Annotated in this window: 20 protein-coding genes and 1 tRNA gene; 2 read left to right on the plus strand and 19 right to left on the minus strand. The window is 72.8% G+C overall.

Translation table 11 applies throughout. The features are described 5' to 3' along the window. Positions 1-28: 28 nt before the first annotated feature. The 12 genes from ACIOGZ_RS31285 to ACIOGZ_RS31340 form a co-directional block, all read right to left on the minus strand. The gene (locus ACIOGZ_RS31285; RefSeq protein ID WP_063347809.1) at positions 29-676 is read right to left on the minus strand and encodes an L-threonylcarbamoyladenylate synthase; all 648 of its coding nucleotides are present in this window, start codon (positions 674-676) and stop codon (positions 29-31) included. Positions 677-854: 178 nt separating this feature from the next. After that, complete coding sequence (gene prmC / locus ACIOGZ_RS31290) at positions 855-1,721, minus strand: peptide chain release factor N(5)-glutamine methyltransferase (protein WP_063347810.1); 867 nt, start codon at positions 1,719-1,721, stop codon at positions 855-857. A gap of 62 nt (positions 1,722-1,783) precedes the next feature. Beyond that, positions 1,784-2,860 (minus strand): peptide chain release factor 1, encoded by a 1,077-nt coding sequence (gene prfA, locus ACIOGZ_RS31295; protein WP_363581982.1) that lies wholly within the window; start codon positions 2,858-2,860, stop codon positions 1,784-1,786. A gap of 156 nt (positions 2,861-3,016) precedes the next feature. Beyond that, positions 3,017-3,238 carry a 50S ribosomal protein L31 gene (rpmE, locus tag ACIOGZ_RS31300; RefSeq protein ID WP_030057539.1) on the minus strand — a complete coding sequence of 74 codons (222 nt, stop codon included), beginning with the start codon at positions 3,236-3,238 and terminating at the stop codon, positions 3,017-3,019. Between the two features lie 138 nt (positions 3,239-3,376). Next, positions 3,377-4,489: an LCP family protein gene (locus ACIOGZ_RS31305; RefSeq protein WP_363581980.1), complete on the minus strand. Its 1,113-nt coding sequence runs from the start codon at positions 4,487-4,489 to the stop codon at positions 3,377-3,379. Between the two features lie 138 nt (positions 4,490-4,627). Continuing rightward, complete coding sequence (gene rho, locus ACIOGZ_RS31310; protein WP_363581978.1) at positions 4,628-6,745, minus strand: transcription termination factor Rho; 2,118 nt, start codon at positions 6,743-6,745, stop codon at positions 4,628-4,630. Positions 6,746-7,341: 596 nt separating this feature from the next. Then, positions 7,342-8,280 carry a homoserine kinase gene (gene thrB / locus ACIOGZ_RS31315; protein WP_350879612.1) on the minus strand — a complete coding sequence of 313 codons (939 nt, stop codon included), beginning with the start codon at positions 8,278-8,280 and terminating at the stop codon, positions 7,342-7,344. Between the two features lie 361 nt (positions 8,281-8,641). Next, positions 8,642-9,739, minus strand: a complete 1,098-nt coding sequence (gene thrC / locus ACIOGZ_RS31320) for a threonine synthase (protein ID WP_063347816.1) — start codon at positions 9,737-9,739, stop codon at positions 8,642-8,644. Positions 9,740-9,748: 9 nt separating this feature from the next. Further along, a complete protein-coding gene (locus tag ACIOGZ_RS31325) occupies positions 9,749-11,041 on the minus strand; it encodes a homoserine dehydrogenase (protein WP_363581974.1) in 1,293 nt (430 codons plus the stop codon). Positions 11,042-11,179: 138 nt separating this feature from the next. Next, on the minus strand, positions 11,180-12,622 hold the full coding sequence (lysA, locus tag ACIOGZ_RS31330) for a diaminopimelate decarboxylase (RefSeq protein ID WP_363581972.1): 1,443 nt from the start codon (positions 12,620-12,622) through the stop codon (positions 11,180-11,182). An 85-nt stretch (positions 12,623-12,707) separates the two neighbouring features. Continuing rightward, positions 12,708-14,369 carry an arginine--tRNA ligase gene (gene argS / locus ACIOGZ_RS31335; protein WP_363581970.1) on the minus strand — a complete coding sequence of 554 codons (1,662 nt, stop codon included), beginning with the start codon at positions 14,367-14,369 and terminating at the stop codon, positions 12,708-12,710. Positions 14,370-14,453: 84 nt separating this feature from the next. Continuing rightward, positions 14,454-14,873: a response regulator gene (locus ACIOGZ_RS31340; RefSeq protein ID WP_363582150.1), complete on the minus strand. Its 420-nt coding sequence runs from the start codon at positions 14,871-14,873 to the stop codon at positions 14,454-14,456. A gap of 198 nt (positions 14,874-15,071) precedes the next feature. On the opposite strand from ACIOGZ_RS31340, the gene ACIOGZ_RS31345 reads away from it, so the two are divergent. Beyond that, a tRNA-Arg gene (locus ACIOGZ_RS31345) sits at positions 15,072-15,143 on the plus strand. A 109-nt stretch (positions 15,144-15,252) separates the two neighbouring features. Here the strand turns inward: ACIOGZ_RS31345 and ACIOGZ_RS31350 are convergent. From ACIOGZ_RS31350 to ACIOGZ_RS31365, 4 genes are all read right to left on the minus strand, one after another. Next, on the minus strand, positions 15,253-16,281 hold the full coding sequence (locus ACIOGZ_RS31350; protein WP_363628707.1) for a serine protease: 1,029 nt from the start codon (positions 16,279-16,281) through the stop codon (positions 15,253-15,255). Between the two features lie 116 nt (positions 16,282-16,397). Then, complete coding sequence (locus tag ACIOGZ_RS31355; RefSeq protein ID WP_400988547.1) at positions 16,398-17,315, minus strand: carbohydrate kinase family protein; 918 nt, start codon at positions 17,313-17,315, stop codon at positions 16,398-16,400. Between the two features lie 81 nt (positions 17,316-17,396). Next, positions 17,397-18,917, minus strand: coding sequence for an MFS transporter (locus tag ACIOGZ_RS31360; protein ID WP_363628705.1), 1,521 nt, complete (start codon positions 18,915-18,917; stop codon positions 17,397-17,399). A gap of 179 nt (positions 18,918-19,096) precedes the next feature. Continuing rightward, positions 19,097-20,803, minus strand: a complete 1,707-nt coding sequence (locus ACIOGZ_RS31365; protein ID WP_363581966.1) for a DUF885 domain-containing protein — start codon at positions 20,801-20,803, stop codon at positions 19,097-19,099. A 162-nt stretch (positions 20,804-20,965) separates the two neighbouring features. On the opposite strand from ACIOGZ_RS31365, the gene ACIOGZ_RS31370 reads away from it, so the two are divergent. Next, the gene (locus ACIOGZ_RS31370; protein ID WP_363581964.1) at positions 20,966-21,721 is read left to right on the plus strand and encodes a TetR/AcrR family transcriptional regulator; all 756 of its coding nucleotides are present in this window, start codon (positions 20,966-20,968) and stop codon (positions 21,719-21,721) included. A 51-nt stretch (positions 21,722-21,772) separates the two neighbouring features. Here the strand turns inward: ACIOGZ_RS31370 and ACIOGZ_RS31375 are convergent, their stop codons facing one another. From ACIOGZ_RS31375 to ACIOGZ_RS31385, 3 genes are all read right to left on the minus strand, one after another. Continuing rightward, positions 21,773-22,624 carry a fumarylacetoacetate hydrolase family protein gene (locus ACIOGZ_RS31375; RefSeq protein WP_363628704.1) on the minus strand — a complete coding sequence of 284 codons (852 nt, stop codon included), beginning with the start codon at positions 22,622-22,624 and terminating at the stop codon, positions 21,773-21,775. Between the two features lie 208 nt (positions 22,625-22,832). Next, positions 22,833-24,041, minus strand: a complete 1,209-nt coding sequence (locus ACIOGZ_RS31380; protein WP_400988548.1) for a serine/threonine-protein kinase — start codon at positions 24,039-24,041, stop codon at positions 22,833-22,835. Positions 24,042-24,134: 93 nt separating this feature from the next. After that, entirely contained in the window at positions 24,135-25,121 is a 987-nt protein-coding gene (locus tag ACIOGZ_RS31385; RefSeq protein WP_400988550.1) for an ABC transporter substrate-binding protein, read from the minus strand. Between the last annotated feature and the right edge of the window lie 15 nt (positions 25,122-25,136).

Consider the following 25,136-nt stretch of genomic DNA (forward strand, 5'->3'; position numbering starts at 1 on the left):
GGCCCGGCATGGAGCGAGGCGATGGGCGTCAACTGCCGGCCTCCAGGTCGGGGACGACCTCCCTCAGCTGCTCGACGCTGATCGCGCCCGCCCGCAGCAGGACCGGGACCTTGCCCGTGACGTCGACGATGGACGAGGCGGTCGCGTGGTCCGCCTGTCCGCCGTCCAGGTAGACCGAGATGGCGTCGCCGAGCTGCGCCTGCGCCTCGTCGCAGGTGGCCGGGGACGGGCCGCCGGTCTTGTTGGCGCTGGAGACGGCGAGCGGGCCGGTGGCGTTCAGCAGCTCGATGGCGACCGGGTGCAGCGGCATCCGGACGGCGACGGTGCCGCGGGTCTCGCCGAGGTCCCAGCGCAGCGAGGGCTGGTGCTTGGCGACCAGGGTGAGCCCGCCCGGCCAGAACGCGTCGACCAGCTCCCAGGCCTGCTCGGAGAAGTCGGTGACCAGGCCGTGCAGGGTGGTCGGCGAGCCGACCAGCACGGGCGAGGGCATGTTGCGGCCGCGGCCCTTGGCGGCCAGCAGGTCGCCGACGGCCTCCGGCGAGAAGGCGTCCGCTCCGACCCCGTACAGGGTGTCGGTGGGCAGCACGACGAGTTCGCCCCGGCGAATGGCCGAGGCGGCCTCGCGCAGGCCGGTGGCGCGGTCCCCGGCGTCGGCACAGTCGTAACGGCGGCTCATCGGTGCGGTCCCCTTCCGGAATGGCTCATCACAGCGTTCACAGCACGGTCTTCACGGCGCGGCCGGGCGAGCGGCGGTACCGCGGCCCGGCCGGTCACGACGACGCCCCTCGGGTGGGCGTACGGCACTCGACCGCTCACAACGACGCCCTGCGGGCTGTCGTACTGTGCTCGATCGTTCACAACGACGCCCTGCGGGCTGTTGTGAAGCGCGGTCGGTTGTTCAGGTCGCGGTGGTCGGCGGTGTCCGTCCAGCCGCGTTCCTCGTTGAAGATCCACGGGACCTGCCCGCCCTGCTGGTCGGCGTGCTCGATCACCACCGCGCCGCCGGGGCGCAGCAGCCGGGCGGCCACCCGCTCGATGCCGCGGATGGTGTCCAGGCCGTCCTCGCCGGAGAACAACGACATCTGCGGGTCGTGGTCGCGGGCCTCCGGGGCGACGTACTCCCACTCGGTGAGCGGGATGTACGGCGGGTTGGAGATCACCAGGTCGAAGCGGCCGTCCCAGGAGCGGTCGTCGGCGAAGGCCCGGGTGGCGTCACCGGCGTGCAGGGTGACCCGGGCGCGGTCGGGGCTGGCCTCGATGTTGCGCCGGGTGTACTGCAGCGCGCCCTCGTCGAGTTCGAAGGCGTGCACGGTCGAGCGCGGCAGCTCCTGGGCCAGGGCGAGCGCGATGGCGCCGGAGCCGGAGCACAGGTCGACGACCAGCGGCTCGGCCACGTCCATGTCGCGGACGGCGTCTATGGCCCACTCGACGACCGTCTCGGTCTCCGGCCGGGGTACGAACACCCCGGGGCCGACCTCCAGTTCGAGGTAGCGGAAGAACGCCCGCCCGGTGATGTGCTGGAGCGGTTCGCGCGCCTCGCGGCGGGAGACGGCCTCCCAGTAGCGGGCGTCGAAGTCGGCGTCCTTCACCGAGTGCAGCTGGCTGCGCTTGACGTTGTGGACGTAGGCGGCGAGTTCCTCCGCGTCGAAGCGCGGCGACGGCACGCCGGCCGCGGCCAACCGCTGGGTGGCCTGGGCCACCTCGGCGAGCAGCAGGTTCATCCGTACGACCTCTTGTTTCTGCGCTCCGGCTCGCGCCGTCGCTCGGGCTGGGCGCGCCGGTCTCAGTTCTGTTGGGCCGAGGCGAGCTTGGCCGCCGCGTCCGCGTCGACGCAGGACTGGATCACCGCGTTCAGTTCGCCGTCCAGGACCTGGTCCAGGTTGTACGACTTGAACCCCGTGCGGTGGTCCGAGATGCGGTTCTCCGGGTAGTTGTACGTCCGGATCCGCTCGGAGCGGTCCACCGTACGGACCTGGCTGCGACGCGCGTCCGAGGCCTCGCGCTCGGCCTCCTCCTGCGCGGCGGCCAACAGGCGCGACCGCAGGATGCGCATCGCCTGCTCCTTGTTCTGCAGCTGGCTCTTCTCGTTCTGGCAGGACGCCACGATACCGGTCGGCAGGTGGGTGATCCGGACCGCGGAGTCGGTGGTGTTGACCGACTGGCCGCCGGGGCCGGACGAGCGGTAGACGTCGATCCGCAGGTCGTTGGCGACGATCTCGACCTCGACCTCCTCCGCCTCGGGGGTGACCAGCACGCCCGCCGCGGAGGTGTGGATGCGGCCCTGGGACTCGGTGGCGGGGACGCGCTGCACGCGGTGCACGCCGCCCTCGTACTTCAGCCGGGCCCAGACGCCCTGCCCGGGCTCGGCGTTGCCCTTGGTCTTCACGGCCACCGAGACGTCCTTGTAGCCGCCGAGGTCGGACTCGTTGGCGTCGATGATCTCGGTCTTCCAGCCGATCCGCTCGGCGAAGCGCAGGTACATCCGGAGCAGGTCGCCGGCGAACAGCGCGGACTCCTCGCCGCCCTCACCCGCCTTGATCTCCAGGATGACGTCCTTGTCGTCGCTCGGGTCGCGCGGCACGAGCAGCAGCCGCAGCTCCTCGGTCAGCCCCTCGCGGCGCTGCTCGCCCTCCTTCACCTCGGCGAGGAACTCCGGTTCCTCGGCGGCGAGTTCGCGCGCGGCCTCGATGTCCTCGCCGGCCTGTCGCCACTGCCGGTAGACCCGGGTGATCGGGGTCAGCTCGGCGTACCGCTTGGCCAGCTTGCGAGCGTTGGCCTGGTCGGCGTGGACGGACGGGTCGGCCAGCCTCTTCTCGAGGTCGGCGTGCTCGACGAGGAGCTCTTCGACTGCCTCGAACATGGAGTGGGCCTTCTTCCCGTGAGAACCGTTGGAAGCCGGTGAGGACCGGCCGGTCGTGCGAACCGCTGGAGGGGGTGCTGGGGGATGCGAACGGCGCCGGCCCCCAGCGCCCCCGGAACGAGTACGGGGGCACCGGGAACCGGCGCCGTGGGAGCGCTAGGCCTTCGCGCTGTGCTGCTTGCCGAAGCGGGCCTCGAAGCGGGCCACGCGGCCACCGGTGTCGAGGATCTTCTGCTTGCCGGTGTAGAACGGGTGGCACTGCGAGCAGACCTCGGCGCGGATCTCGCCACTGGTCTCGGTCGAGCGGGTCGTGAACTCGGCGCCGCAGGTGCAGGTCACACGGGTGACCACGTACTCGGGGTGAACGTTGGGCTTCAAGGGGTTCTCCTAGGTTTCGGGAGGGCACCGGGTCGGCGGCTGGAGCGCCGCACGTGAACCGGGACCGACGGACCAGTCTGCCAGGACCGGCCGCATCTTCCCAAACCGGGTCGTGTTCCGGGATATTCCGGGCACCGCTCAGCGCCTGGCGGGAGCCTTCGCCGGGGCCGTGGGGGCGGCCGTGGGGGCGGCCGTGGGGGCGGCCTGGGCGGGGTTCTCGGGCTGCGCCGAGACGATCGCCTGCGGGACCGGCTGGTCGGCCTTGAGGGCCGCCCAGAGCTGGTCCGCCTGCGGCTGCTGCTCGACCACCCGGTTGGGGTCACCGGGGGCGGTCATCACCGGCAGGGTCACCATGCCGAGCTGGTCCGGCCCGATCCCCTTGAGCTCCTGGACGAGCCCCACCAGGGCGTTCACCGAACCCAGCGCGGAGTCGGTGGTGATGCTGCGGGTCATGGTGTCGCCGATCGACCAGAGCTTGACCGGGTTGGAGAACAGCCCGATCCCGCCGGCCTGCTGGAGCAGCGACTTCACCATCTGCTTCTGGAGTTCGATCCGGCCGAGGTCGCTGCCGTCGCCGACGCCGTGCCGGGTGCGGACGAAGGCCAGCGACTGCTGCCCGTCGAGGTGGTGCTCGCCCGGCGGCAGGTCGAGCCCGCTGTCCTTGTCGTGGATGGCCACCGCGGTGCTCACGGTGGCCCCGCCTATCGCGTCCACGACGCGGGCGAAGCCGGCGAAGTCGATCTGCACGTAGTGGTCCATCCGCAGCCCGGTGAGCTGCTCGGTGGTCTTGACCGCGCAGGCCGCGCCGCCGGCCTCGAAGGCGCTGTTGTACATCGCGCGCTTGGCGCCGGCCACCGCCTTGCCGGCGGCGTCGGTGCAGTCGGGCCGGGTGACCAGGGTGTCGCGCGGGATCGAGACGACCTCGGCGTGCGAGTGGTCCTGGTTGACGTGCAGCACCATCGCGGTGTCCGAGCGGGCGGTGTCGCCGGTGTCGCCGCCGGCCAGGTCGCCGTTCTCGCCGTTGCGCGAGTCGGAGCCCAGCACCAGGACGTTGAACGAGCCGTCGGTGGCGGCCGGCGGGCGGGCGTCGCCGAGGCGGGCGTTGATGTCGACGCTCTTGATGTTGCCGTTGAGTTCGACGTACGCGTACCCGGCCGCTCCGGCGCCGAGGACGACGAGCGCGGCGAACGTGCAGGCGGCCGCCCGCAGGATCTTGCGGCGGCGGGTCAGGACCCTCTTGTGCTCGGCCATACGGTCCAGAGTAAAACGGACAAGATGATCAAAAAGCCTCATGATGTCCCAACTCTGGAACAAAGCCGAGTGGACGCACCGAACCCCGGACCGCTCGCGCGGTCCGGGGTTCGGTGGGCGACAACCGTCCGGCTACGGTCAGTCGTTGGAGCCGGGGGTGGTCTTGGCGATCTGCATCAGGAACTCGGCGTTGCTCTTGGTCTGCTTCATCTTGTCCAGGAGCAGCTCGATCGCCTGCTGCGAGTCGAGCGCGTGCAGCACCCGGCGCAGCTTCCAGACGATGGCCAACTCCTCGCTGCCGAGCAGGATCTCCTCCTTGCGGGTGCTGGAGGCGTCCACGTCGACGGCCGGGAAGATGCGCTTGTCCGAGAGCTTCCGGTCGAGCTTGAGCTCCATGTTGCCGGTGCCCTTGAACTCCTCGAAGATCACCTCGTCCATGCGCGAGCCGGTCTCGACCAGCGCGGTGGCCAGGATGGTCAGCGAGCCGCCGTTCTCGATGTTGCGCGCGGCGCCGAAGAACTTCTTCGGCGGGTACAGCGCGGTCGAGTCGACACCACCGGACAGGATGCGGCCGGAGGCCGGCGCCGCCAGGTTGTAGGCGCGGCCGAGGCGGGTGATCGAGTCCAGCAGGATGACCACGTCGTGGCCCAGCTCCACCAGGCGCTTGGCGCGCTCGATGGCCAGCTCGGCGACGGTGGTGTGGTCCTCGGCCGGGCGGTCGAAGGTCGAGGAGATGACCTCGCCCTTCACCGACCGCTGCATGTCGGTGACCTCTTCCGGACGCTCGTCGACCAGGACGACCATCAGGTGGCACTCGGGGTTGTTGTGGGTGATCGCGTTGGCGACCGCCTGCAGCACCATCGTCTTGCCGGTCTTCGGCGGCGCGACGATCAGACCGCGCTGGCCCTTGCCGATCGGCGACACCAGGTCGATGATCCGGGTGGTCAGGATGCCCGCGTCGGTCTCCAGACGCAGCCGGTCCTGCGGGTAGAGCGGGGTGAGCTTGTTGAACTCGGGGCGGCCGCGGCCGCTCTCCGGGTCCATGCCGTTGACGGAGTCCAGCCGCACCATGGCGTTGAACTTCTCGCGGCGCTCGCCGTCCTTGGGCTGGCGCACCGCGCCGGTGATGGCGTCGCCCTTGCGCAGGCCGTTCTTGCGGACCTGGGCGAGCGAGACGTAGACGTCGTTCTGGCCCGGCAGGTAGCCGGAGGTGCGCACGAACGCGTAGTTGTCGAGGATGTCGAGGATGCCCGCGACCGGGATCAGGACGTCGTCCTCGCCGACCTGCGGCTCGGCGGGGCCGGCCTCGAAGCCCTCGCGGCGGGCGCCACGGCCCCGGCGGTCGCGGTAGCGGCCACGGCGGCCACGGCGGCCGTCACCGAACTCGTCGTCGTCGTAGCCGCCCTGCTGGACCTGCGGCTGCTGGGTCTGCTGGCCGCCCTGGCGGGCCTGCTGGCCGTCGCCCTGACCGGCCTGCTGCTGGCCGCCGCCCTGCTGGGGCTGGCGGTCGGTGCGCTCGCGGCGGTTGCGGCGGTCGCGGCGCGACTCGCGGGAGTCGCCGTCCTGGGCCTCGCCGCCGTCCTGGCGCTCGGCGCGCTCGGGGCGGTCGGCCCGCTCCGGGCGGTCGCCGCGGTCCCGGCGGTCCCGGCGGTCGCGACGGGTCTCGGTGCGGCCCTCCTCGCGGCCCTCGAAGGCGCGGGTCTCGGCCTGGCGGGTCTCGGCCTGCTTGGGCTCGGCCACCGCAACGGCGGCGTCGGCCGTGGCGTCGGCGGTCGGGGCACCGGCGGCCGAGGTGGCGCGGCGGCGGGTGCGCTCGGCACGGGCAGGCGCGGCGGTCTCGGCGGCGGCCTGGACCGGGATCTCGATCTGGGCCTGCGACTCGGCGGCGGCCGGGGCCGCGGCGGCGGTAGCGGCAGCGGCGGCGGCCTTGGTGCGGCGGGCCGGCTTCTCGGCCGGCGCCTCGGCGGCGTCCGCCTTGGCGGCGGTGCGCTTGGCGGCGGCCGGAGCACCACCGGCGGCGAGCAGCGGGTCTCCGCCGCTCTTCTCCTTGATGGTCTCGATCAGCTGGCTCTTGCGCATGCGTCCGGTACCGGTGATGCCCAGGTCCCCGGCGAGCTTCTGCAGCTCGGCCAGGACCATGCCGTCCAGGCCGGCGGCGGCGGTACGGCGGCGCCGCGCCGGGGCCGCGGGGGCGGCGGCTGCGTCCGACGCCTCGGCGTCCGGGCGCGCGCCCATCAGATCGGTGGAGTCGCTCACTAAGGGTCCTTCCCTGGAGCGGACGTCGGCCTGTCTGGCTCGGCGACCGGTTGTGCTGTCCTGACCGACGCTCGACTGCGTCGGTCCGAGGCGGTGATCCCCCGAAAGGCGGAAGCCGGTCGAGGGAGAGCTGCGAGGTGCGGTGCGTGAAGCACGGTGGTGCTGAGTGGCGCGGCGGGCCGGTCGGTCGTGTGCCGACCGGGCGTACCCCCACGCTTGCCTGCGAATCCCGGGCCCCCGTCGCGTGACGGTGGACCGCGCTCCGCCCGTCCTGGCCTCAAGGTGGGAGGCCGCGGGTGGGAGTCAGGTGCCGTCACGGCTTCGGGATGCGGCCGCGTGTCGCGCAGGCAGGCTGCGTACGCGCTGCGGTGGGCTCCCGGAGAATCGTCGCCCCGTGCATCGCCGCGACTCCACGGCAGTGGAGTGCTGGGATCGGGACGCGGCGCACCGAGCCCCGGAGGGCACCTGGTGCAGCAATGAGGTTAACACTACCGACCCCCTCAGACATTCCCCAGCCTTGCGCTTGCCAATCGTGTCCGGACGGCCCGGCTCTCAGGTGGCCGGGCCGGGCCGGACGAGCAGCCCGGACGGGCCGTTCAGCCGTCCAGCGGGAGCACGGTGGCCCCGATCCGGTCGAGCTCCAGGCGGTGCGCGGCGAACGCCGGGTCGCCGCCGTGGCCGTGGTGCCCGGCGAAGGAGAGCACCTTGTCGGCGCCCGCCTCGTCGGTGAGCGCGAGGACGGTCGGGCCGGCCCCGGAGATCACCGCGGGGACGCCCTCCGCGCGCAGCGCGCCCACCAGGGCGGCGCTGTCGGGCATGGCGGAGGAGCGGTAGTCCTGGTGCAGGCGGTCCTCGGTGGCGGCGAGCAGCAGCTCGGGCCGCCTGGTCAGCGCCTCGACCAGCAGCGCGGCGCGGCCGGCGTTGACGGCGGCGTCGGTCAGCGGCACGGTCTTCGGCAGCAGGCCGCGGGCGGTCTCGGTGAGCACCTCGTCAGCGGGGACGAACACCACCGGGACGACCTGGTCGGAGGGCTCCAGGCTGACCGCCTTGGCCGACTCCTCGTCCGTCCAGGCGATGGTGAAGTTGCCGCGCAGGCAGGCCGCGACGTTGTCGGGGTGGCCCTCCAGCTCGGAGGCGAGGGCCAGCAGCGCGTCGTCGTCCAGCGCGGACGGGCCGCCGATGGTGACCGCGCGGGCGGCCACGATGCCGGCGCAGATCGCGGCCGAGGAGGAGCCGAGGCCGCGGCCGTGCGGTATCCGGTTGGCACAGACCACTTCGAGGCCGCGCGGCTGGCCGCCGAGGCGGTCGAAGGCGGCGCGCATCGAGCGGACCAGCAGGTGGCGCTCGTCGCGGGGCAGCGTGTCGGCACCCTCGCCGGCGATGTCGATGGAGAGCCCGGAGTCGGCGACCCGGACGACCACGTCGTCGTACAGGCCCAGCGCGAGGCCGAAGGCGTCGAAGCCCGGGCCGAGGTTGGCACTGGTCGCGGGAACCCGGACCCGGACGGCGGCGGCACGGAACGCGGGACCGGCCATGCGGTGGACTCTCCTGGGGAAATCGGGCGGCGCGGATCGCGTCGTCGGTGCGAAGGCGGGGAATGGACCACAGGCCCCGGCGGGGCGGGCGGTCACGGTCGTTGGCGCGGCCTGGAGAAGGCCGGACCCGGGGCATGTGCCACACGGCCGAACCCAGAGTATCGAAGAGAGGTTCCCCAGTGGTACACCCCGTGGTCCTCCGATCTGGTGTGTTGCCGCTTCTGGCCGGAATGCGTACCGGAATCGGATCGGAATGCGCGGCGTAATTGACACAAAAGTGTCACCGGAGAACATCGACGGGCCGCCCCCCGAAAGGGTCGGCCCGTCGAGGCGTCGGGCGCCCGTGGAGCCCGACGGCAGGTCAGTCGAGCAGGCCCAGGCGCTGCGCCGCCGCCTCCGGGTCGATCGGGACGATCTGCGGCTGCGGCGCGCCGGCCACCGCCCAGTCCGGGTCCTTGAGGCCGTTGCCGGTCACGGTGCAGACGATGCGCTGGCCCGGGTCGACCAGGCCGGCCTCCGCCTTGGCCAGCAGGCCGGCCACCGAGGCGGCCGAGGCGGGCTCCACGAAGACGCCCTCCTGCGCGGCCAACAGCCGGTAGGCGGAAAGGATCTGACGGTCCGTCACCTTGTCGATGAGGCCGCCCGACTCGTCCCGCGCGGCGAGCGCGAAGTCCCAGGAGGCCGGGTTGCCGATCCGGATCGCGGTGGCGATGGTCTGCGGCTTGAGCACCGGCGCGCCGTCCACGATCGGGGCCGAGCCGGAGGCCTGGAAGCCCCACATCCGCGGGGTGCGCGTGGCCAGGCCGTCGGCGGAGTACTCGCGGTAGCCCTTCCAGTACGCGGTGATGTTGCCCGCGTTGCCGACCGGCAGGACGTGGATGTCCGGGGCGTCGCCGAGCATGTCGACGATCTCGAAGGCCGCGGTCTTCTGGCCCTCGATCCGCACCGGGTTCACCGAGTTGACCAGCGCCACCGGGTACTTCTCGGACAGCTCACGCGCGAGGGTGAGGCAGTCGTCGAAGTTCCCGTCCACCTGGAGGATCTTGGCGCCGTGCACCAGCGCCTGGCCCATCTTGCCGAGGGCGATCTTGCCCTGCGGGACGAGCACCGCGCAGACCATCCCGGCCCGCACCGCGTACGCGGCGGCGGAGGCCGAGGTGTTGCCGGTGGAGGCGCAGATGACGGCCTGCGCCCCCTCCTCCTTGGCCTTGGAGATGGCCATCGTCATCCCGCGGTCCTTGAAGGAGCCGGTCGGGTTGGCACCCTCGACCTTGAGGTAGACCTCGCAGCCGGTGCGCTCGGACAGCACCTGGGCGGGGACCAGCGGCGTGCCGCCCTCCAGCAGGGTGACCACCGGGGTGGCCGCGGTGACCGGCAGGCGGTCCCGGTACTCCTCGATCAGGCCGCGCCACTGGTGGGTGTGCGCGCCTCGGACGACGTTCTCGGCAACGGCGTTCATGGCTGTTCCTTACTCCCCTTCGACCCGCATGATGCTGGCCACGTCCCGCACGCTGTCCAGCGCGCGGAGCTTGTCGACCGTCGCCGACAGCGCGGCGTCGGTGGCACGGTGAGTGACCACGACGAGCGAGGCGTCGCCGTCGCGGCCCTGCTGGCGCACGGTGTCGATGGAGACGCCGTGCTCCGCGAAGACGGACGCGACCTGGGCGAGGACACCCGCACGGTCGTCCACGTCCAGGCTGACGTGGTAGCGGGTGACCACCTCGTCCATCGGCTTGGCGGGCAGCTGCGTGTACACCGAGTCACCGGGACCGGTGGCACCGGCCAGCTTGTTGCGACAGACCGCGACCAGGTCGCCGAGCACCGCGGAGGCGGTCGGCGAGCCGCCCGCGCCCGGGCCGTAGAACATCAGCCGGCCGGCCGCCTCGGCCTCGACGAACACCGCGTTGTACGCCTCGCGGACGGAGGCCAGCGGGTGCGACAGCGGGATCATCGCCGGGTGGACCCGCGCGGTGACGGACTCGCCGTCCGCCGCCCGCTCGCAGATCGCGAGCAGCTTGACCACGCAGCCCATCTCCTTGGCGGAGGCGATGTCGGCGGCCGTCACCTCGGTGATGCCCTCGCGGTAGACGTCCGCCGCGGTGACCTTGGTGTGGAAGGCGATGCCGGCCAGGATCGCGGCCTTGGCGGCGGCGTCGAAGCCCTCGACGTCGGCCGTCGGGTCGGCCTCGGCGTAGCCCAGCGCGGTGGCCTCCTCCAGCGCCTCCGAGTAGCCGGCGCCGGTGGTGTCCATCTTGTCGAGGATGAAGTTGGTGGTGCCGTTGACGATGCCCAGCACCCGGTTGACCTTGTCCCCCGCGAGGGACTCGCGCAGCGGGCGCAGCAGCGGGATCGCGCCCGCCACCGCGGCCTCGTAGTACAGGTCCACCCCGGCCGCGGCGGCCGCGGCGTGCAGTTCGGTGCCGTCCTTGGCGAGCAGCGCCTTGTTGGCGCTGACCACCGAGGCGCCCCGCTGGAACGCCGACAGGATGAGGTGTTTGGACGGCTCGATGCCGCCCACGACCTCGACCACCACGTCGATGTCGCCCCGGTTGACCAGGGCCTCGGCGTCGGTGGTGATCAGGTGCTCGGGCACGCCCGGGCGCACCCGGCCGGCCCGGCGGACCGCGATCCCCGCGAGCTCGACCGGGGCACCGATGCGCGCGGCGAGGTCGTCGGCCGTCGTCGTCATGATGCGCGCCACCTCGGAGCCCACCACACCACAACCCAGCAACGCCACCTTCAGCGGGCGCGTACGCATCATCCGACTCCGCTCTGCATTCTTCGTGCTTCGGTAATTCCGGCGGGATTCTGGGGGCCGCCGGGAACTTCGGTCCGTACCAGTCTCGGGGACTTCCCGCACGGATCTACGGTCGTTCCATGATCTGAGACAAGGATTTCGTCATCCGATATCGAGACGCAGGAGATCCTCCTCCGTCTCGCGCCGGACGATCACCCGCGCGGCGCCGTCCTTGACGGCCAGCACGGGAGGCTTCAGGGCGTGGTTGTAATTGCTCGCCATCGAGCGGCAGTACGCGCCGGTTGCGGGCACCGCGATCAGGTCGCCCGGGGCCAGGTCGGCCGGCAGGAAGGCGTCCCGGACCACGATGTCGCCTGACTCGCAGTGCTTGCCGACCACCCGCACCAGCATCGGCTCGGCGTCGCTGCGGCGCGACACCAGGGCCACCGAGTACTCGGCGTCGTACAGCGCGGTCCGGATGTTGTCGGACATCCCGCCGTCCACGCTGACGTAGGTGCGCAGGCCCTCCAGCGGCTTGACGGTGCCGACCTCGTACAGCGTGAACGCCGTCGGGCCGACGATCGCCCGGCCCGGCTCCACGCTCAGCCGGGGGGTGTTCAGGTTCGCGGCGGCGCACTCGCGGCGCACGATGTCGGCCAGCGCGGCCGCGATCTCGGCCGGCTCGCGCGGGTCGTCCTCGCTGGTGTACGCGATGCCCAGGCCGCCGCCCAGGTCGATCTCGGGCAGCTCGACGCCGTGCTCGTCGCGGATCTCGGCCAGCAGGCCGACCACCCGGCGGGCGGCCACCTCGAAACCGGCGGTGTCGAAGATCTGCGAGCCGATGTGCGAGTGGATGCCGCGCAGCTCCAGGCCCTCGTGCCCGAGCACCCGGCGCACCGCCTCGGCGGCCGAGCCGCCCTCCCGTCGCCCACCACCACCCTCGACCGAGCCGCTTCGCGGCGCGGCCAGACTCAGGGACAGCCCGAACTTCTGGTCCTCGTGCGCCGTGGCGATGAACTCGTGGGTGTGCGCCTCGACGCCGACGGTGATCCGGATCAGCACCTGCTGGCGGACGCCCTGGCGGGCCGTGATCGCGGCCAGCCGCTCGATCTCCTCGTAGGAGTCGACCACGATGCGCCCGACGCCGGTCTTCACCGCGTGTTCGAGCTCGTCCGCCGTCTTGTTGTTGCCGTGCAGCGCGATCCGCTGCGGCGGCATCCCGGCGGCCAGCGCCACCGTCAGCTCGCCGGAGCTGCACACGTCGAGGTTCAGGCCCTCCTCGTGCAGCCAGCGCACGATCGCCTTGGAGAGGAACGCCTTGCCGGCGTAGAAGACGTCCGCCTCGGTGCCGAAGGCGTCGCGCCAGGCCCGCGCCCGGGCCCGGAAGTCGTCCTCGTCGAGCACGTAGGCCGGCGTGCCGAACTCGGCCGCCAGGGACTTGACGTCGATCCCGCCGACGGTGGCCACGCCCTCGGCGTCGCGGGCGACGGTGCGCGACCAGACCTTGGGGTCGAGCGCGTTCAGGTCGGCCGGCGGGGCGGCGTAGTGGCCCTCGGGCAGCACGTCACCGTGACGGGGGCCTGCGGGGTGTGCGGAGCGAGACATGTCCTGCTTCCTTGACCTATGGCGAGGGGCGGCGACGGTCTCCGTTGACCGTCAGCCGCCCCCGCTGCGCACTTGGGGGTGGTGCCTACATCCGCTCGGGCGCCGTGACGCCCAGGAGCGTCAGGCCGTTGGCCATCACCGTTCGCGTGGCCTCGACCAGCCAGAGCCGGGCGCGGTGCGTGTCCGTGAGCTCCTCGTCGCCCTTGGGCAGGAACATGCAGTTCTCGTACAGGCGGTGGTACTTGCCCGCCAGGTCCTCCAGGTAGCGGGCGACCCGGTGCGGCTCGCGCAGCTCGCCGGCCGTGGCCAGGATCCGCGGGAACTCGCCGAGGGCACCGAGGATGTCGTTCTCCCACACGGTGGCGAGCAGCTCGGGCTTGAAGTCCTCCGCCGCGCCCTTGTCGACGCCGAGCTGCGCGGCCTTGCGGGCCACGCCGCACATCCGGGTGTGCGCGTACTGGACGTAGTAGACCGGGTTCTCGTTGGACTGGCTGGTCAGCACGTTGATGTCGAGCGTGATGGTGGAGTCCGTGGGGGACCGCGTCAGGGTGTAGCGGGCGGCGTCCACGCCGATCCACTCGATCACGTCGTCGATCGTGATGATGTTGCCGGCCCGCTTGGACATGCGGACCTCTTCGCCGTCGCGAAGCATCTTCACGAACTGGCCGATCTTGACCTCGATGTTGCGGTTCATGTCGTCGCCCGCGCAGGCCACGATGGCCTTCAGCCGGTTGACGTAGCCGTGGTGGTCGGCGCCCAGCATGTAGACGGAGACCTCGGCACCGCGGTCCCGCTTCGACAGGTAGTACGCGGCGTCGGCGGCGAAGTAGGTGGTCTCGCCGTCGGCCTTGACCAGGACGCGGTCCTTGTCGTCGCCGAAGTCGGTGGTGCGCAGGAAGACCGCGCCGTCCTGCTCGAAGACGTGGCCCTGCTCGCGCAGCCGGTCCATGGCCTTCTCGACCGCGCCGGATTCGTGCAGCGTCTTCTCGGAGAACCAGACGTCGAAGTGGGTGCCGAACTCCTGCATCGAGCGCTGGATCTCGGCCACCATGAGCTTGAGGCCCTCGGTGCGGAAGGCCTCCAGCTGCTCGGCGTCGGGCAGGTCGAGCACGCCCGGGACGCCGTCGGTGATCGCCTTGGCGATGTCGCCGATGTACTCGCCCACGTAGCCGTCGGCGGGGACGGGCTGACCGTTCGCGGCGGCCTTCAGCGAGCCGGCGAACTTGGAGATCTGCACGCCGGCGTCGTTCAGGTAGTACTCGGTGGTGACGTCGGCGCCGCTGGCCCGCAGCACGCGCGCCAGCGAGTCGCCGACGGCGGCCCAGCGGACGCCGCCGATGTGGATCGGGCCGGTCGGGTTGGCGGAGACGAACTCCAGGTTGATCTTCAGGCCCTTGAGCGCCTCGTTGCGCCCGTAGGCCTCGCCCGTCTCGACGATGGTGCGCGCCAGCGCGCCCTGGGTCGCGGCGTCCATGGTGATGTTCAGGAAGCCCGGCCCGGCGATGTCGACCTTGGCGACGCCGGTGATCCCTCGCAGGCGGTCGGCCAGCAGTTCCGCCACGGCTCGCGGCGGGCGGCCGGCCGCCTTGGCGAGCTGGAGGGCCACGTTGATCGCGTAGTCGCCGTGGTCCCTGTTCTTGGGTCGCTCGACCGTCACGTGCTCGGGCACGGCGACGGTCAGCTCGCCCGCCTCGACGGCGGCGCTCACTGCGGCCTGGACTGCCTGGGAAAGCTCTGCGGGTGTCACGACGCCAAGCGTAGGCGAGACGGGGTGCCCGCCCGCCACCCGGTTTGCCGGTCGGGACGCCCGCGAGCCCTCCCGTCAGCGGTGTCAGCCTCGATCGGTCCGCTCTGTTCGCTCAGGGCGAAACCCGCCCGGCTGTCCCCCCAGAGCCATCAGCCGCCGCACCAGCGCCACCAGATCGGCCGGGTCGAAGGGCTTGCCGAGGTAGCCGTCCACCCCGACGGCCTCCCCCAGGTCCAGATCGGCCGGGGTGCAGGCACTCACGATCGCGATCGGCAACCGGCTGGTCCCCGGGGTCGCGCGCAGCCGGGCCGCCGTCCGCAGGCCGTCCAGGCGCGGCATCATCACGTCCAGCGTCACCACGTCCGGCTTCACCCGGCGGACCACCTCCAGGCACTCGGCGCCGTCGGCGGCGGTCACCACCTCGAAGCCCTCGAGCTCCAGGTTGACCCTGATCAGCTGGCGGATCACCTCGCTGTCGTCCACCACGAGGACCCGCCCGGACACTCCCGACACCTCACCGAGGGTATCGGCGCCCCCGCCGCCCCGTCCGGCCTTTGGGCACTTCCGCCGACCCCCGCCGCCCGCCGCCGGCGCACCCCACAGCTGCTCGGCCGCCCCCGCCGGAAACCCGTGCACGGACCACGCCCGGAGCCTGGTAGTGTTCTTCACGTCGGAGGCCGAAACGCCGACGACACCGAGCAGGCCCCCGTAGCTCAGGGGATAGAGCACCGCCCTCCGGAGGCGGGTGCGTAGGTTCGAATCCTACCGGGGGCACTTCGCAAGGAGTGCAACTGAGGCCCAGATCAATGGAGTTGATCCACGGATCTGGGCCTTCGTCATGTCCGGGCCCGGTTGGCGGCGCGCGGCGCGGGCCCGGCCGGGCTCAGGACGAGGCGCCCTCGACCTGGGAGACCAGCCCGGCGATGGTGTGGTCGAAGTAGGCGCTGTAGGACACGTCGTCGGTGTCGCCGCCCTGCTGGTAGCCGCCGATGGCGCCGACCACGTCGCCGGTGGCGACGTTGATCCAGGGGCCGCCGCTGGTGCCGGACGGGTAGGCGGGGCAGTCGATGACGCGCTGGTAGGTGCTCTGCCGGCCGGTGGTGTTGGTGCACAGGATGGGCTCCTCGGCGTCGCCGGGGTAGCCGTAGAGGCGGACGGTCGCGCCGAAGGGCTCGTCGGCGCCGAGCCGGTTGCCGCCGACCACGTCCTCGACGTTGCGGCCGTTGCTCGGGGCCGTCTCCAGGACGGCGAAGTCCTCGTCCTGGTCGCCCTTCTGGGACCAGCCGGTGGTGGTGTGGACCGCGGTGACCTGCCAGCTGCCGTACGGGGCGGAGCCGTCGCGGTAGCCGGGGACGAAGGTGACGCCGCCGGCGCTGCTGAGGCAGTGCGCGGCGGTCAGCAGCAGGTTGCCGCCGGGGCTGTGCAGCACGCTGGCGGTGCAGAAGTGGTTTCCGGCCGCCACGGTGCCGCTGAACAGCGCGCCCACGGTGGCCGCTTCGGGGGTGGCGGCGGCGGTGGCGGTGGTGCCGAGGACGGCGCCGCGGGTGTCGGGGGTGGCCGGCGCGGAGGGCGTCGGGGTGGCCGCCGGGGCGCTGCCGGGGTCGGCGCTCGCACTGTCGGTCGGGCTGTCGGTCGGGCTGTCGGCCGGGGCGGCGGAGGGGCTGTCGGTCGGAGCGGGGGCGTCGACCGGTGCGGGTGCGGCGGGCGCCTCGGACGCGGGCCCGGTCGCGGCCGGCGCGACGGCGGCCCGGGAGCTGCGGGCCGCCTTCCCGGCGGCCGTCGCGTCGGACAGGCTCAGCCCGTGCGTGCCGGTGACCACGGCGGCCACCACCACCGCCGAGAGCGCGGTGAACAGGGTCGGCCCCAGAAGGCTGCGGCGGCGGCGCGACGTCGGGCGGCGGTGCTGACCCATGTCTGTCTCTCCTGCCAGTGATCGACGGTTTCCCGGGGGCTGCGTGCGATCAACGACTATGCCGTTTCAGCCTGGAAAGGTCGTTACCGGTGGCTGGGATATCCATGAGAAAAACCTCACCCGTCGGCGAGTAAGCGGTCCAGCGCGCTCCCCAACTCCTCGGCCCCGACGAAGGCGGTGTGCGTCCCGGCGACGGTGCAGGTGAAGGCACCCGCGACCGAGCCGGCCCGGGCGCACTCCAGCGGCGGGCGGCCCCGGAACCAGGCGGCGAGGAAGCCCGCGACGAAGGCGTCCCCGGCGCCGTTGGTGTCCACCACCGGGTGGCCCGGGTCGACGGCCGGGAGGTGGTGCACCTCGTCGTCGTCCCGGGTGAGCAGGTAGCAGCCGTCGGCGCCCGCGGTGGCGGTGACGACACCGGCGCGGCCCTCGGCGAGGATCGCGCGCATCACCTGTTCGTGCCGGCCGCGGCAGCCGGCCACCGAGAGGAACACCAGGTCCGAGCCGAGCGCGTAGTCGCGGTGGTGCGGGTTGGTGCCGTCCCAGTCGTGCAGGTCGGTGGAGGTGGTGCGGCCGAGCCGGTGGAGGTCGGCGTACATGTCCCGGTTGACGCCGGTGATGGAGAGGTGGACGTGCCGGCTGCGCCGCGCGTACGGCAGGTAGAACTCGGGCGGCAGCCGCAGGTCGGCGGGGTGGCGGCCGTCGAAGAAGGAGAACCGGCGCCCGGCGGCGTCCACCAGGTTGACCCCGCGCGGGGTGCCGTGCGGGCTCACCAGGTGCGCGAAGTGCAGGCCGTGGCGCTCGTAGGAGGCGCGGACCAGGGCGCCCTGCGGGTCGTCGCCGAGGAAGTCGAGGAAGGCGGTGCGCAGGCCGAGGTGGTGGGCGCCGAGGGCGACGCCGTTGCCGGCGTGGCCGACGTAGTCGCGGACGGGTCCGACGAACAGCGAGTCGCCGGGCGGGACCTCCAGCCGGTCCACCCGGACGATGGTGTCGACGCCGGAGCCGCCGACGACGAGCAGGTCGAACTCGGGCAGCACGACGGCGCCTCCTCGGTTCCTGGACGGTGGCCAGGAGTCAAGCAGGCGCCGGAGGTTGACTGCAAGGTCTTGCTGAAAATTTCAGGGTTCTCGTCGGGGCTCCGCCGGGACGGCCGTGTGGGCCTGCGCCCCGCCCGGGACGACGGTCGTCACAGCGGGCGCCGGCCGGTGGTCGATCACCCGGAAGGCGATCAGCGCGGCCAGCAGCAGGACGCCAGTCGACACCCAGGTGGCGACCACGTAGCCGTGCACCGTGCCCTGGGCCCGTACCGCCGGCGACGAGGCGATCCGGGTGGCCAGGAACGACGCGGTGGCACTGGCCGCGACCGTGTTCAGCAGCGCCGTGCCGAACGAACCGCCCACCTGCTGGGCCGAGTTGATGGTGGCCGAAGCCGCGCCCGCCTCGCGCGGCGAGACCCCGAGGGTGGCCAGGTTCATCGACGGCATGAAGACCAGGCCCATGCCGGAGCCGAGCAGCAGCTCGGCGGGCAGCACCGTGCCGGCCCACGGGCTGTCGACCGTCATCCGGGTCAGCCAGGCCATGCCGGCCGCGGCGAGCAGCAGCCCTGGGCAGACCAGGTTCCGGGTCGGCACCCTGGTCATCAGCCGGGCCGCGAAGCCGGTCGAACTGAGCACGATGGCGGCCGTCATGGGCAGGAAGGAGACGCCCGACAGCACCGGTGAGAAGTGCTTGATGACCTGGAGGTAGTAGGTGAGGAAGAGGAACAGGCCGAACATGCCGATCATGGCCAGGCCGACCGAGAGGGCGGCGCCGCCGCGGTTGCGGTCGGCGACGATGTGCAGCGGCAGCAGCGGGTGCGCGGTGCGCCTCTCGACCAGGACGAACACCGCGAGCAGCGCCAGACCGACGGCCAGCGAACCGAGCACCAGCCCGTCGCCCCAGGTCCGGGTGACGGCCTCGGAGGTGCCGAAGACGATCGCCAGCAGGCCGCCGCAGCCGAGCAGCGCGCCGGGCAGGTCGAGCCGGACCCGGCGCCCCCCGGCGGCGTTGTCGCGCTCCAGGAGGCCGGTGGCCGCGAGGGCCGCGGCGGCGGCGATCGGGACGTTGACGAACAGGCACCAGCGCCAGTCCAGGTACTCGGTCAGCAGCCCGCCCAGGATCAGGCCGAGTGCGGAGCCGCCGGCGGCGATCGCGCCGAAGACGCCGAAGGCCGTACTGCGCTCCCTGGGGTCCGTGAAGGTGGTGGAGAGCAGCCCCAGGGCCGAGGGGGCGAGCAGGGCGCTGAACCCGCCCTGGAGGGCGCGGGCGCCGAAGAGCATGGCGGAGCCGTCCGCCGAGCCGCCGAGGGCGGAGGCGGCGGCGAAGCCCAGCAGGCCGACGGTGAAGACGCGTTTGCGGCCGAAGAGGTCGCCCAGCCGTCCGCCGAGCAGCAGCAGGCCGCCGAAGGCGAGCGTGTAGGCGGTGATCACCCACTGCCGGTCGGCGTCGGAGATGCCCAGGTCCCGCTGCGCCGACGGCAGCGCGATGTTCACGATGGTGACGTCGAGGACGATCATGAGCTGGGCGATGGCGATGACCACCAGCACCCACCAGCGGCGGCTGTCCGCGTTCTCATGACCGGTGGCGGTTTGCGCAGACACTGGTCAGCCTTCCGGAGGGGTACGGAGGGGTCACGCAGTCGGGGATGTCACGCAGTCGCCTTCAAGCGAAGCTCCCGCACGGGCGGATGGCAAGGAAAAACCTCGCCAAATCGACCTTTTCGGGCCAAAGGACCAGCGGCCCCGGGACTCGCGGACGAGGCCCGGGGCCGACGGCCGCCCTACAGCGCGGACAGCTCCTCGACCAGGTCGTCCAGCCCCAGCGAGCCCTGCGAGAGCGCCGCCATGTGCCAGGCCTTGAGGTCGAACTCCTCGCCGCGCGCCTCGTGCGCCGCCCGCGCCGCCGCCCGGCCGCGCAGCCAGGCGCGCTCGCCCAGCTTGTAGCCGATCGCCTGGCCGGGCATGCCCAGGTAGCGGACCAGTTCGCTGTCCAGGTAGTCGGGGGTCAGGCCGCAGTACCGGCCGAAGAACTCCCGGGCCGCCTCCGGGCTGACCGGCTCGCCCGGCAGGTACGGGGAGTCGGCCGGGAAGTCCAGGCCCGCGTGCATGCCGATGTCGACGATCACCCGCAGCGCGCGCATCATCTGCGCGTTGAGGTAGCCGAGGCGGTGTCCCGGGTCGGTGAGGTAGCCGAGCTCGTCCATCAGGCGCTCGGCGTACAGCGCCCAGCCCTCCAGGTTGGCGCTCACCCCGCCCAGGCTGACCTGGTAGGTGGAGAGCCGGTCCGCGACGTAGTTCCACTGCGCGAGCTGCAGGTGGTGGCCCGGGACGCCCTCGTGGTACCAGGTGGAGACCAGGTCCCAGACCGGGAAGCGCTCCCGGCCGAGCGCCGGCAGCCAGGTCCGCCCGGGGCGGCTGAAGTCCAGCGAGGGCGCGCTGTAGTACGGCGCGGCCGCGCTGCCGGGCGGGGCGATCCTCGACTCGACCCGGGTGATCGGCTCGGCCAGGTCGAAGTGGGTGCCCTGGAGGTCCCGGACGGCCTGGTCCATCAGCTCCTGGAGGTACACGCGGGTGGCCTCGGCGCCCTCCACGGCCGGGCCGTCCGCCTCCAGCCACTTCATCGCCGCCATCGGGCCGGCGCCCGGGCGTACCTTCTCGGCCTCGGCCTCCATCTGCGCGAGCAGGTCGTGGAACTCGCCCCAGGCCCACGTGTAGGCCTCGTCCAGGTCCAGGTCGGAGCCGGTCCAGAAGCGGACGAAGCGGCGGTAGCGCTCGCGGCCGGTGGTGTCGGGGGTGTCGGCGGCGGCCGGGCCGTAGACGTCGCGCAGCCAGTCGCGCAGGGCGGCCAGCGCCTCCCCGGCGGCCAGCGCGGGCCCGGACAGCTCGGCGCGCAGGCCCTCCGGCGCGCCCTGGACGAACTCGCCGAACCAGCCGCCGGGTACGTCCCCCTCCAGCCACTCGCCGAGCTGCCCGACCACGGTGGCCACCTGGCGCGGGCCGGACAGCAGGCCGCGCTCGATGCCGGCGGCCAGCGTCTCCCGGTACTGCGCCAGCGCGAGCGGGACGCGGGCCAGCCGGCGGCCGACCACCTGCCACTCGGCCTCGGTGTCGGTCCCCATCAGGGTGAAGACGTCCCGGACCTCGTGCACCGGGGAGCCCAGGTTGCGCACCGCGCGGAAGTTCTCCCCGGCCTCGTGGACGGCGAGGGAGGCGGTCAGCCGCTCGCGCAGCAGCCGGGCGCAGCGGCGCTCCGCCTCGTCCTGCGCGGCGTCGGAGCGTTCGGCCTCGGCAAGGGCCGCCAGGGTGCGGCGGCCGAGGTCGGCGATCGCCTCGGCACCGGCCGGCGAGAGGTCGGGCAGCCGGTCGTCCTCGGGGCTGAACCCCAGGTAGACCGCGGTCAGCGGGTCGAGTTCGGCCAGGGCCCGGACGTAACCGTCGGCGATGCGACGCGGGGTGGTGGCGTCGGAGGTGATCAGTTCTTCAACCATTCGGACATCATGGCGTGGCGAGGGCCGATTGCAAGCCTTTACCGGGCGATCGGTGACATGCACCGGCCGACCGCCGCCGGGCGGGCCCGGACAAACACACGTTCGGGAAACCGCCGCGCGCGACAGGATCCGATCGGGCCCACGCCCATTACGCTGACCGCCATGGAAGCCCGCCCCACCACGGCAACCGACCAGGTGCCCGCCCCGGCCGCACCCGGCCCCCGCCCGCGCCGCACCGGCTACCGGCGACTGCCGGTGCAGCAGCGTCGTGAACAGCTGATCGCGGTCGCTCTGGAACTGTTCGCCGCCCGGCCGCCCGAGGAGGTGGGCCTGGACGACGTCGCCGAGGCCGCCGGAGCCTCCCGCCCGCTGGTCTACCGCTACTTCGCGGGCGGCAAGCAGCAGTTGTACGAGGCCGCGCTGCGCAGCGCGGCCGACGAGCTGACCAGCCGCTTCGCCGTCCCGCTGGCCGGGACCCCGTCCGAGCAGCTGGCGGCCGTCCTGGACGGCTACTTCGCCTTCGTGGCCGAGCACGACGCCGGCTACTCGGCGCTGCTGCGCGGCGGTTCGGTGGTGGAGACGGCCCGCACCTCGGCGATCGTCGACGACGTCCGGCGGGCGGCGCTCAAGCGGACCCTGCGGCACCTCGGCGTGCGGGAGGCCGGGCCCCGGCTGACGCTGCTGGTGCGCTCGTGGATCGCGGTGGTCGAGGGCGCGTCGCTGACCTGGCTGGACGAGGGGCGCACGCTGCCGGTGGGCGAGCTGCGCGACTGGCTGGTGGACCAGTTCACGGCGATGGCGGCGGCGACCGCGCTGCACGACCCGCAGACCGCGCAGGTGCTGGCCCTGCTGCTCGCGCTGGAGGGGCCGCAGGCGTCGCGGGCCGAGCGGCTGCGCGAGGTGCTGGCGGCCCGGTGACCCGACCCCCGTGCCCGGGGTCGGGGCGGCCGGTGCCGCGCCGGCGGGGCGTTACGCCGTGCCGAGGACCTGCCGCTGGCGGCCGAGGCCCTCGATCTCGATCTCGACGATGTCGCCCGGGGCCAGGAACGGCGTACCGGGGTGGCCCAGGGTGACGCCGGCCGGGGTTCCGGTGACGATCACGTCGCCCGGCTCCAGGACCATGAACTGGCTGACGTAGCGGACCAGTTCGAGCACCGGGAAGATCATCTCGCCGGTGTTGCCGTCCTGCCGCAGCTCGCCGTTGACCCACAGCCGCAGCGGCAGCTGCTGCGGGTCGGCCACCTCGTCCGCGGTGACCAGCCAGGGCCCCAGCGGGGTGAAGGTCTCCGCCGACTTGCCCTTGTCCCACTGGCCGCCGCGCTCGAACTGGAAGGCCCGTTCGGTGACGTCGTTGGCGATCGTGTAGCCGGCGATCACCGCCGCGGCCTCCTCGTGCCCGGCCAGGTAGCGGGCGGTGCGGCCGATCACGAGGGCCAGCTCGGCCTCGTAGTCGGTCTTCTCGCCGCCGCGCGGCACCAGCACCTCGTCGTACGGGCCGACCACGGTACAGCTCGGCTTGAGGAAGATCACCGGCTCGTCCGGGGCCGCGACCCCGGCCTCGGCGGCGTGGTCGCGGTAGTTGAGCCCGATGCCGACCACCTTGCCCGGACGGGCGACCGGCGCGCCCACCCGCTGCCCGGCGAGGTCCACCCGGGGCAGCGCCCCGGCGGCCACGTCCCGCGCCAGGGCGGCGGCGTCCAGCCCGGCCAGGAAGGCCCCGTCAATGTCCCGGGCACGCCCGGAGAGGTCGTACCCGATGCCGTCCTGGCCCAGCACGACCGGGCGCTCGGCGCCCGGGGGTCCGACGCGGAGGAGCTTCATCGATCCGTCACCAGCCTTTTCGTCGTAGCTCGCCGGGGCGGCCGAAGACACCGCGCCCGACTCCGGCAACGAGGTATATCAACGCCACCGGTCGGTGGACCAGACAGTCCCGATGGGCGGATTCCTATCAATTCCCACAGTCGCCGCAGGCGGCGAATCAGCGGCCCGCACGGTTGACAGCCTCCCGTCCGTGCGGCGCCGAGGGCCCTCAGCCGCCCTGCGGGCCGCCGCCGAGCAGGCCGGCCAGGCTCAGCGCCCGCGGCCGGCCCGGCCCGCTCCGGGCGGCCTCCCGGTGCCAGCGGTCCAGGTCGCGCAGCGCGTCGGCCCGGACGTCCGGTTCGGCGGTCGGCTCCGCGGCCAGCTCGCGCAGCAGCGCGACGGCGGCGCCCGGGCTGCCGTCCTGGGCCAGCCAGAGGGCCAGGTCGTGGCAGGTGCGCAGGGTGCGCGGGTCGGCCGGGCCGCAGATCCGGGCGAGGTCGGGGATGAGCGCGGTGAGCATCTCGACGGCCTCCCCGGGGGCGCCCTGCGCGCCGCGCCGCCAGGCCTGGTCGGCCCGGCGGCGCAGCTGCTCCGGGCTGGGGTCGTCCGGGCGGAGCACCCCCGGCCGGATCCGGCGCAGCCGTTCCAGCACCTCGGCGGCGGTGGCCGGCCGGTCCGCGGGCCGTTTGGCGAGCAGCCCGGCGACCAGGTCGGCCAGCGCCGGATCGGTGCTGCGCACCCGGGGCGGGGTCTCCTCCAGGTGCTTGTACATGTACTCGGCGGCCGAGGAGGCGCGGAACGGGCGCCGCCCGGTGCAGAGTTCGTACAGCATGACGCCGAGCGCGTAGAGGTCGGCCCGGCCGTCCACGGCGGCGCCGGACCAGCACTCGGGCGCCAGGTACGGGACGGTGCCGACCACGCTGCCGGTGGAGGTGAGCACCGCGGACTGGGTGAGCAGCCGGGCGATGCCGAAGTCCAGCACCTTGGCCTTGCCGCCCGCGTCGACCATCACGTTCTCGGGCTTGATGTCGCGGTGGACGACGCCCGAGCGGTGCGCGGCGTCCAGTGCCTTGCAGACCTGGCGCATCCACTTCAGCGCGGCCTCCTGGTCCGGGGCGCCGTCCTTGAGGATGTCGGACAGGGCCCGGCCGCGGACGAGTTCCAGCACCAGGTAGTGGGTCCCCCCGGCGGCGGTCGTGACCAGTCCGTAGTCGTACACCGTCACGATGTGCGGATTGGAGAGACCGCCGGCCGTGCGGGCCTCGCGGACGAACCGCCCGACGGCCTCCCGGTCGGCGGCGTGCTCCGCCAGCAGCAGCTTGACCGCGACCTCGCGGTCGAGCCGCCGGTCGGTCGCCTTCCAGACCACGCCGAAGCCGCCCCTGCCCAGCCACTCGTCCAGCCGGTACCGGCCGTCGAGCACCTCCCCCTGCTGCATGTCCTCCCCCAAGTCCGCCGCGTCCGGGCGGTGTTCGCCGCCGGAGGGGTCACCATAGCGGCGGGGGGCGGCGAACGGGTGAACGGACGGGCCCTACTGCTTGGGCAACCCGGGCGGGTTGACCTCGGAGGTCGGCACGGCCTCGTTGTCCAGGCCCCAGCGCTTGAGCACCTGGCCGTAGCTGCCGTTCCTGATCACCTCGTTCAGCGCCTCGTTGAGCGCCCGGACCAGCCCGTTGCCCTTGCGGGTGGTCGCGGCGATCTTGCCGAGGACGTCCGCGCCGCCGCCCGAGTAGGTGCCGACGATCTCGGTCTCGCCGGTCTGCGCGACGTGGAAGGCCAGGCTGGGATTGGGGCCGACGTAGGCGTCGATCCGGCCGGAGGAGAGCGCCAGGTAGAACTCGGTGCCCTGGAAGTACTTGATGTCGATCGGCTTGAGGCCGTTCCTGGTGTTCTCCTCGCTCCAGGAGATCAGCAGCTTCTCCTGGTTGGTGCCGGAGGAGACGCCGACCGACCTGCCCGCCAGGTCCTTGGCGCCGGCGACCTTGAGGCCGCTGCCCTTCCTGGCCTCGAAGCCGAGGACGTCCAGCCGGTAGGTGGCGAAGTCGTACTTCTCCTTGCGCGCCTCGGTGACGGTGATGTTGGAGAGGCCGACGTCGTACTTGCCGCTGTCCAGGCCGACGAAGATGTTCTCCCAGGAGACCGGGTTGAACTCGACCTTGAGGCCGAGCACGTTGCCGACCAGGGTGGCGATGTCCGGCTCGACGCCGATGATGGTCCTGTCGTCGTTGGCGTAGAAGTCCAGCGGCGGGGTGGTGCCGAGGGAGTCGACGACGGCCAGCGTCCCCCTCCGCCTGATCTCCTCCGGGACGAGCGCCGCGATCGCGTCGACCTTGGCCGTGGTCACCCGGTTCTGCTCGGCCGTCAGGTTCACCACGGCGCCGTTCGGCGCGGTGCTGCCCTTGGCCGGGGCGAGTTCCGCCGTGGCTCCCGAGGACGCGCCGCCGCAGGCGGTCAGGGCGAGGGCGGCGGCGAGGGCGGCGGCGGCGGCGGTCACCAGGGCGCGACGGGGTAGGGGCATGGCGGAACTCCTGCT

Source organism: Kitasatospora sp. NPDC088160, assembly GCF_044741445.1.
Taxonomy (GTDB): domain Bacteria; phylum Actinomycetota; class Actinomycetes; order Streptomycetales; family Streptomycetaceae; genus Kitasatospora.

What these genes read in the sequence shown, in the direction of transcription:
- ACIOGZ_RS31285 (WP_063347809.1), bottom strand. Translation starts at nt 676, where the DNA reads ATGAGCCGCCGTTACGACTGTGCCGACGCCGGGGACCGCGCCACCGGC.
- prmC (WP_063347810.1), bottom strand. Translation starts at nt 1,721, where the DNA reads ATGAACCTGCTGCTCGCCGAGGTGGCCCAGGCCACCCAGCGGTTGGCC.
- prfA (WP_363581982.1), bottom strand. Translation starts at nt 2,860, where the DNA reads ATGTTCGAGGCAGTCGAAGAGCTCCTCGTCGAGCACGCCGACCTCGAG.
- ACIOGZ_RS31305 (WP_363581980.1), bottom strand. Translation starts at nt 4,489, where the DNA reads ATGGCCGAGCACAAGAGGGTCCTGACCCGCCGCCGCAAGATCCTGCGG.
- thrB (WP_350879612.1), bottom strand. Translation starts at nt 8,280, where the DNA reads ATGGCCGGTCCCGCGTTCCGTGCCGCCGCCGTCCGGGTCCGGGTTCCC.
- thrC (WP_063347816.1), bottom strand. Translation starts at nt 9,739, where the DNA reads ATGAACGCCGTTGCCGAGAACGTCGTCCGAGGCGCGCACACCCACCAG.
- ACIOGZ_RS31325 (WP_363581974.1), bottom strand. Translation starts at nt 11,041, where the DNA reads ATGATGCGTACGCGCCCGCTGAAGGTGGCGTTGCTGGGTTGTGGTGTG.
- lysA (WP_363581972.1), bottom strand. Translation starts at nt 12,622, where the DNA reads ATGTCTCGCTCCGCACACCCCGCAGGCCCCCGTCACGGTGACGTGCTG.
- ACIOGZ_RS31350 (WP_363628707.1), bottom strand. Translation starts at nt 16,281, where the DNA reads ATGGGTCAGCACCGCCGCCCGACGTCGCGCCGCCGCCGCAGCCTTCTG.
- ACIOGZ_RS31365 (WP_363581966.1), bottom strand. Translation starts at nt 20,803, where the DNA reads ATGGTTGAAGAACTGATCACCTCCGACGCCACCACCCCGCGTCGCATC.
- ACIOGZ_RS31370 (WP_363581964.1), top strand. Translation starts at nt 20,966, where the DNA reads ATGGAAGCCCGCCCCACCACGGCAACCGACCAGGTGCCCGCCCCGGCC.
- ACIOGZ_RS31375 (WP_363628704.1), bottom strand. Translation starts at nt 22,624, where the DNA reads ATGAAGCTCCTCCGCGTCGGACCCCCGGGCGCCGAGCGCCCGGTCGTG.
- ACIOGZ_RS31380 (WP_400988548.1), bottom strand. Translation starts at nt 24,041, where the DNA reads ATGCAGCAGGGGGAGGTGCTCGACGGCCGGTACCGGCTGGACGAGTGG.
- ACIOGZ_RS31385 (WP_400988550.1), bottom strand. Translation starts at nt 25,121, where the DNA reads ATGCCCCTACCCCGTCGCGCCCTGGTGACCGCCGCCGCCGCCGCCCTC.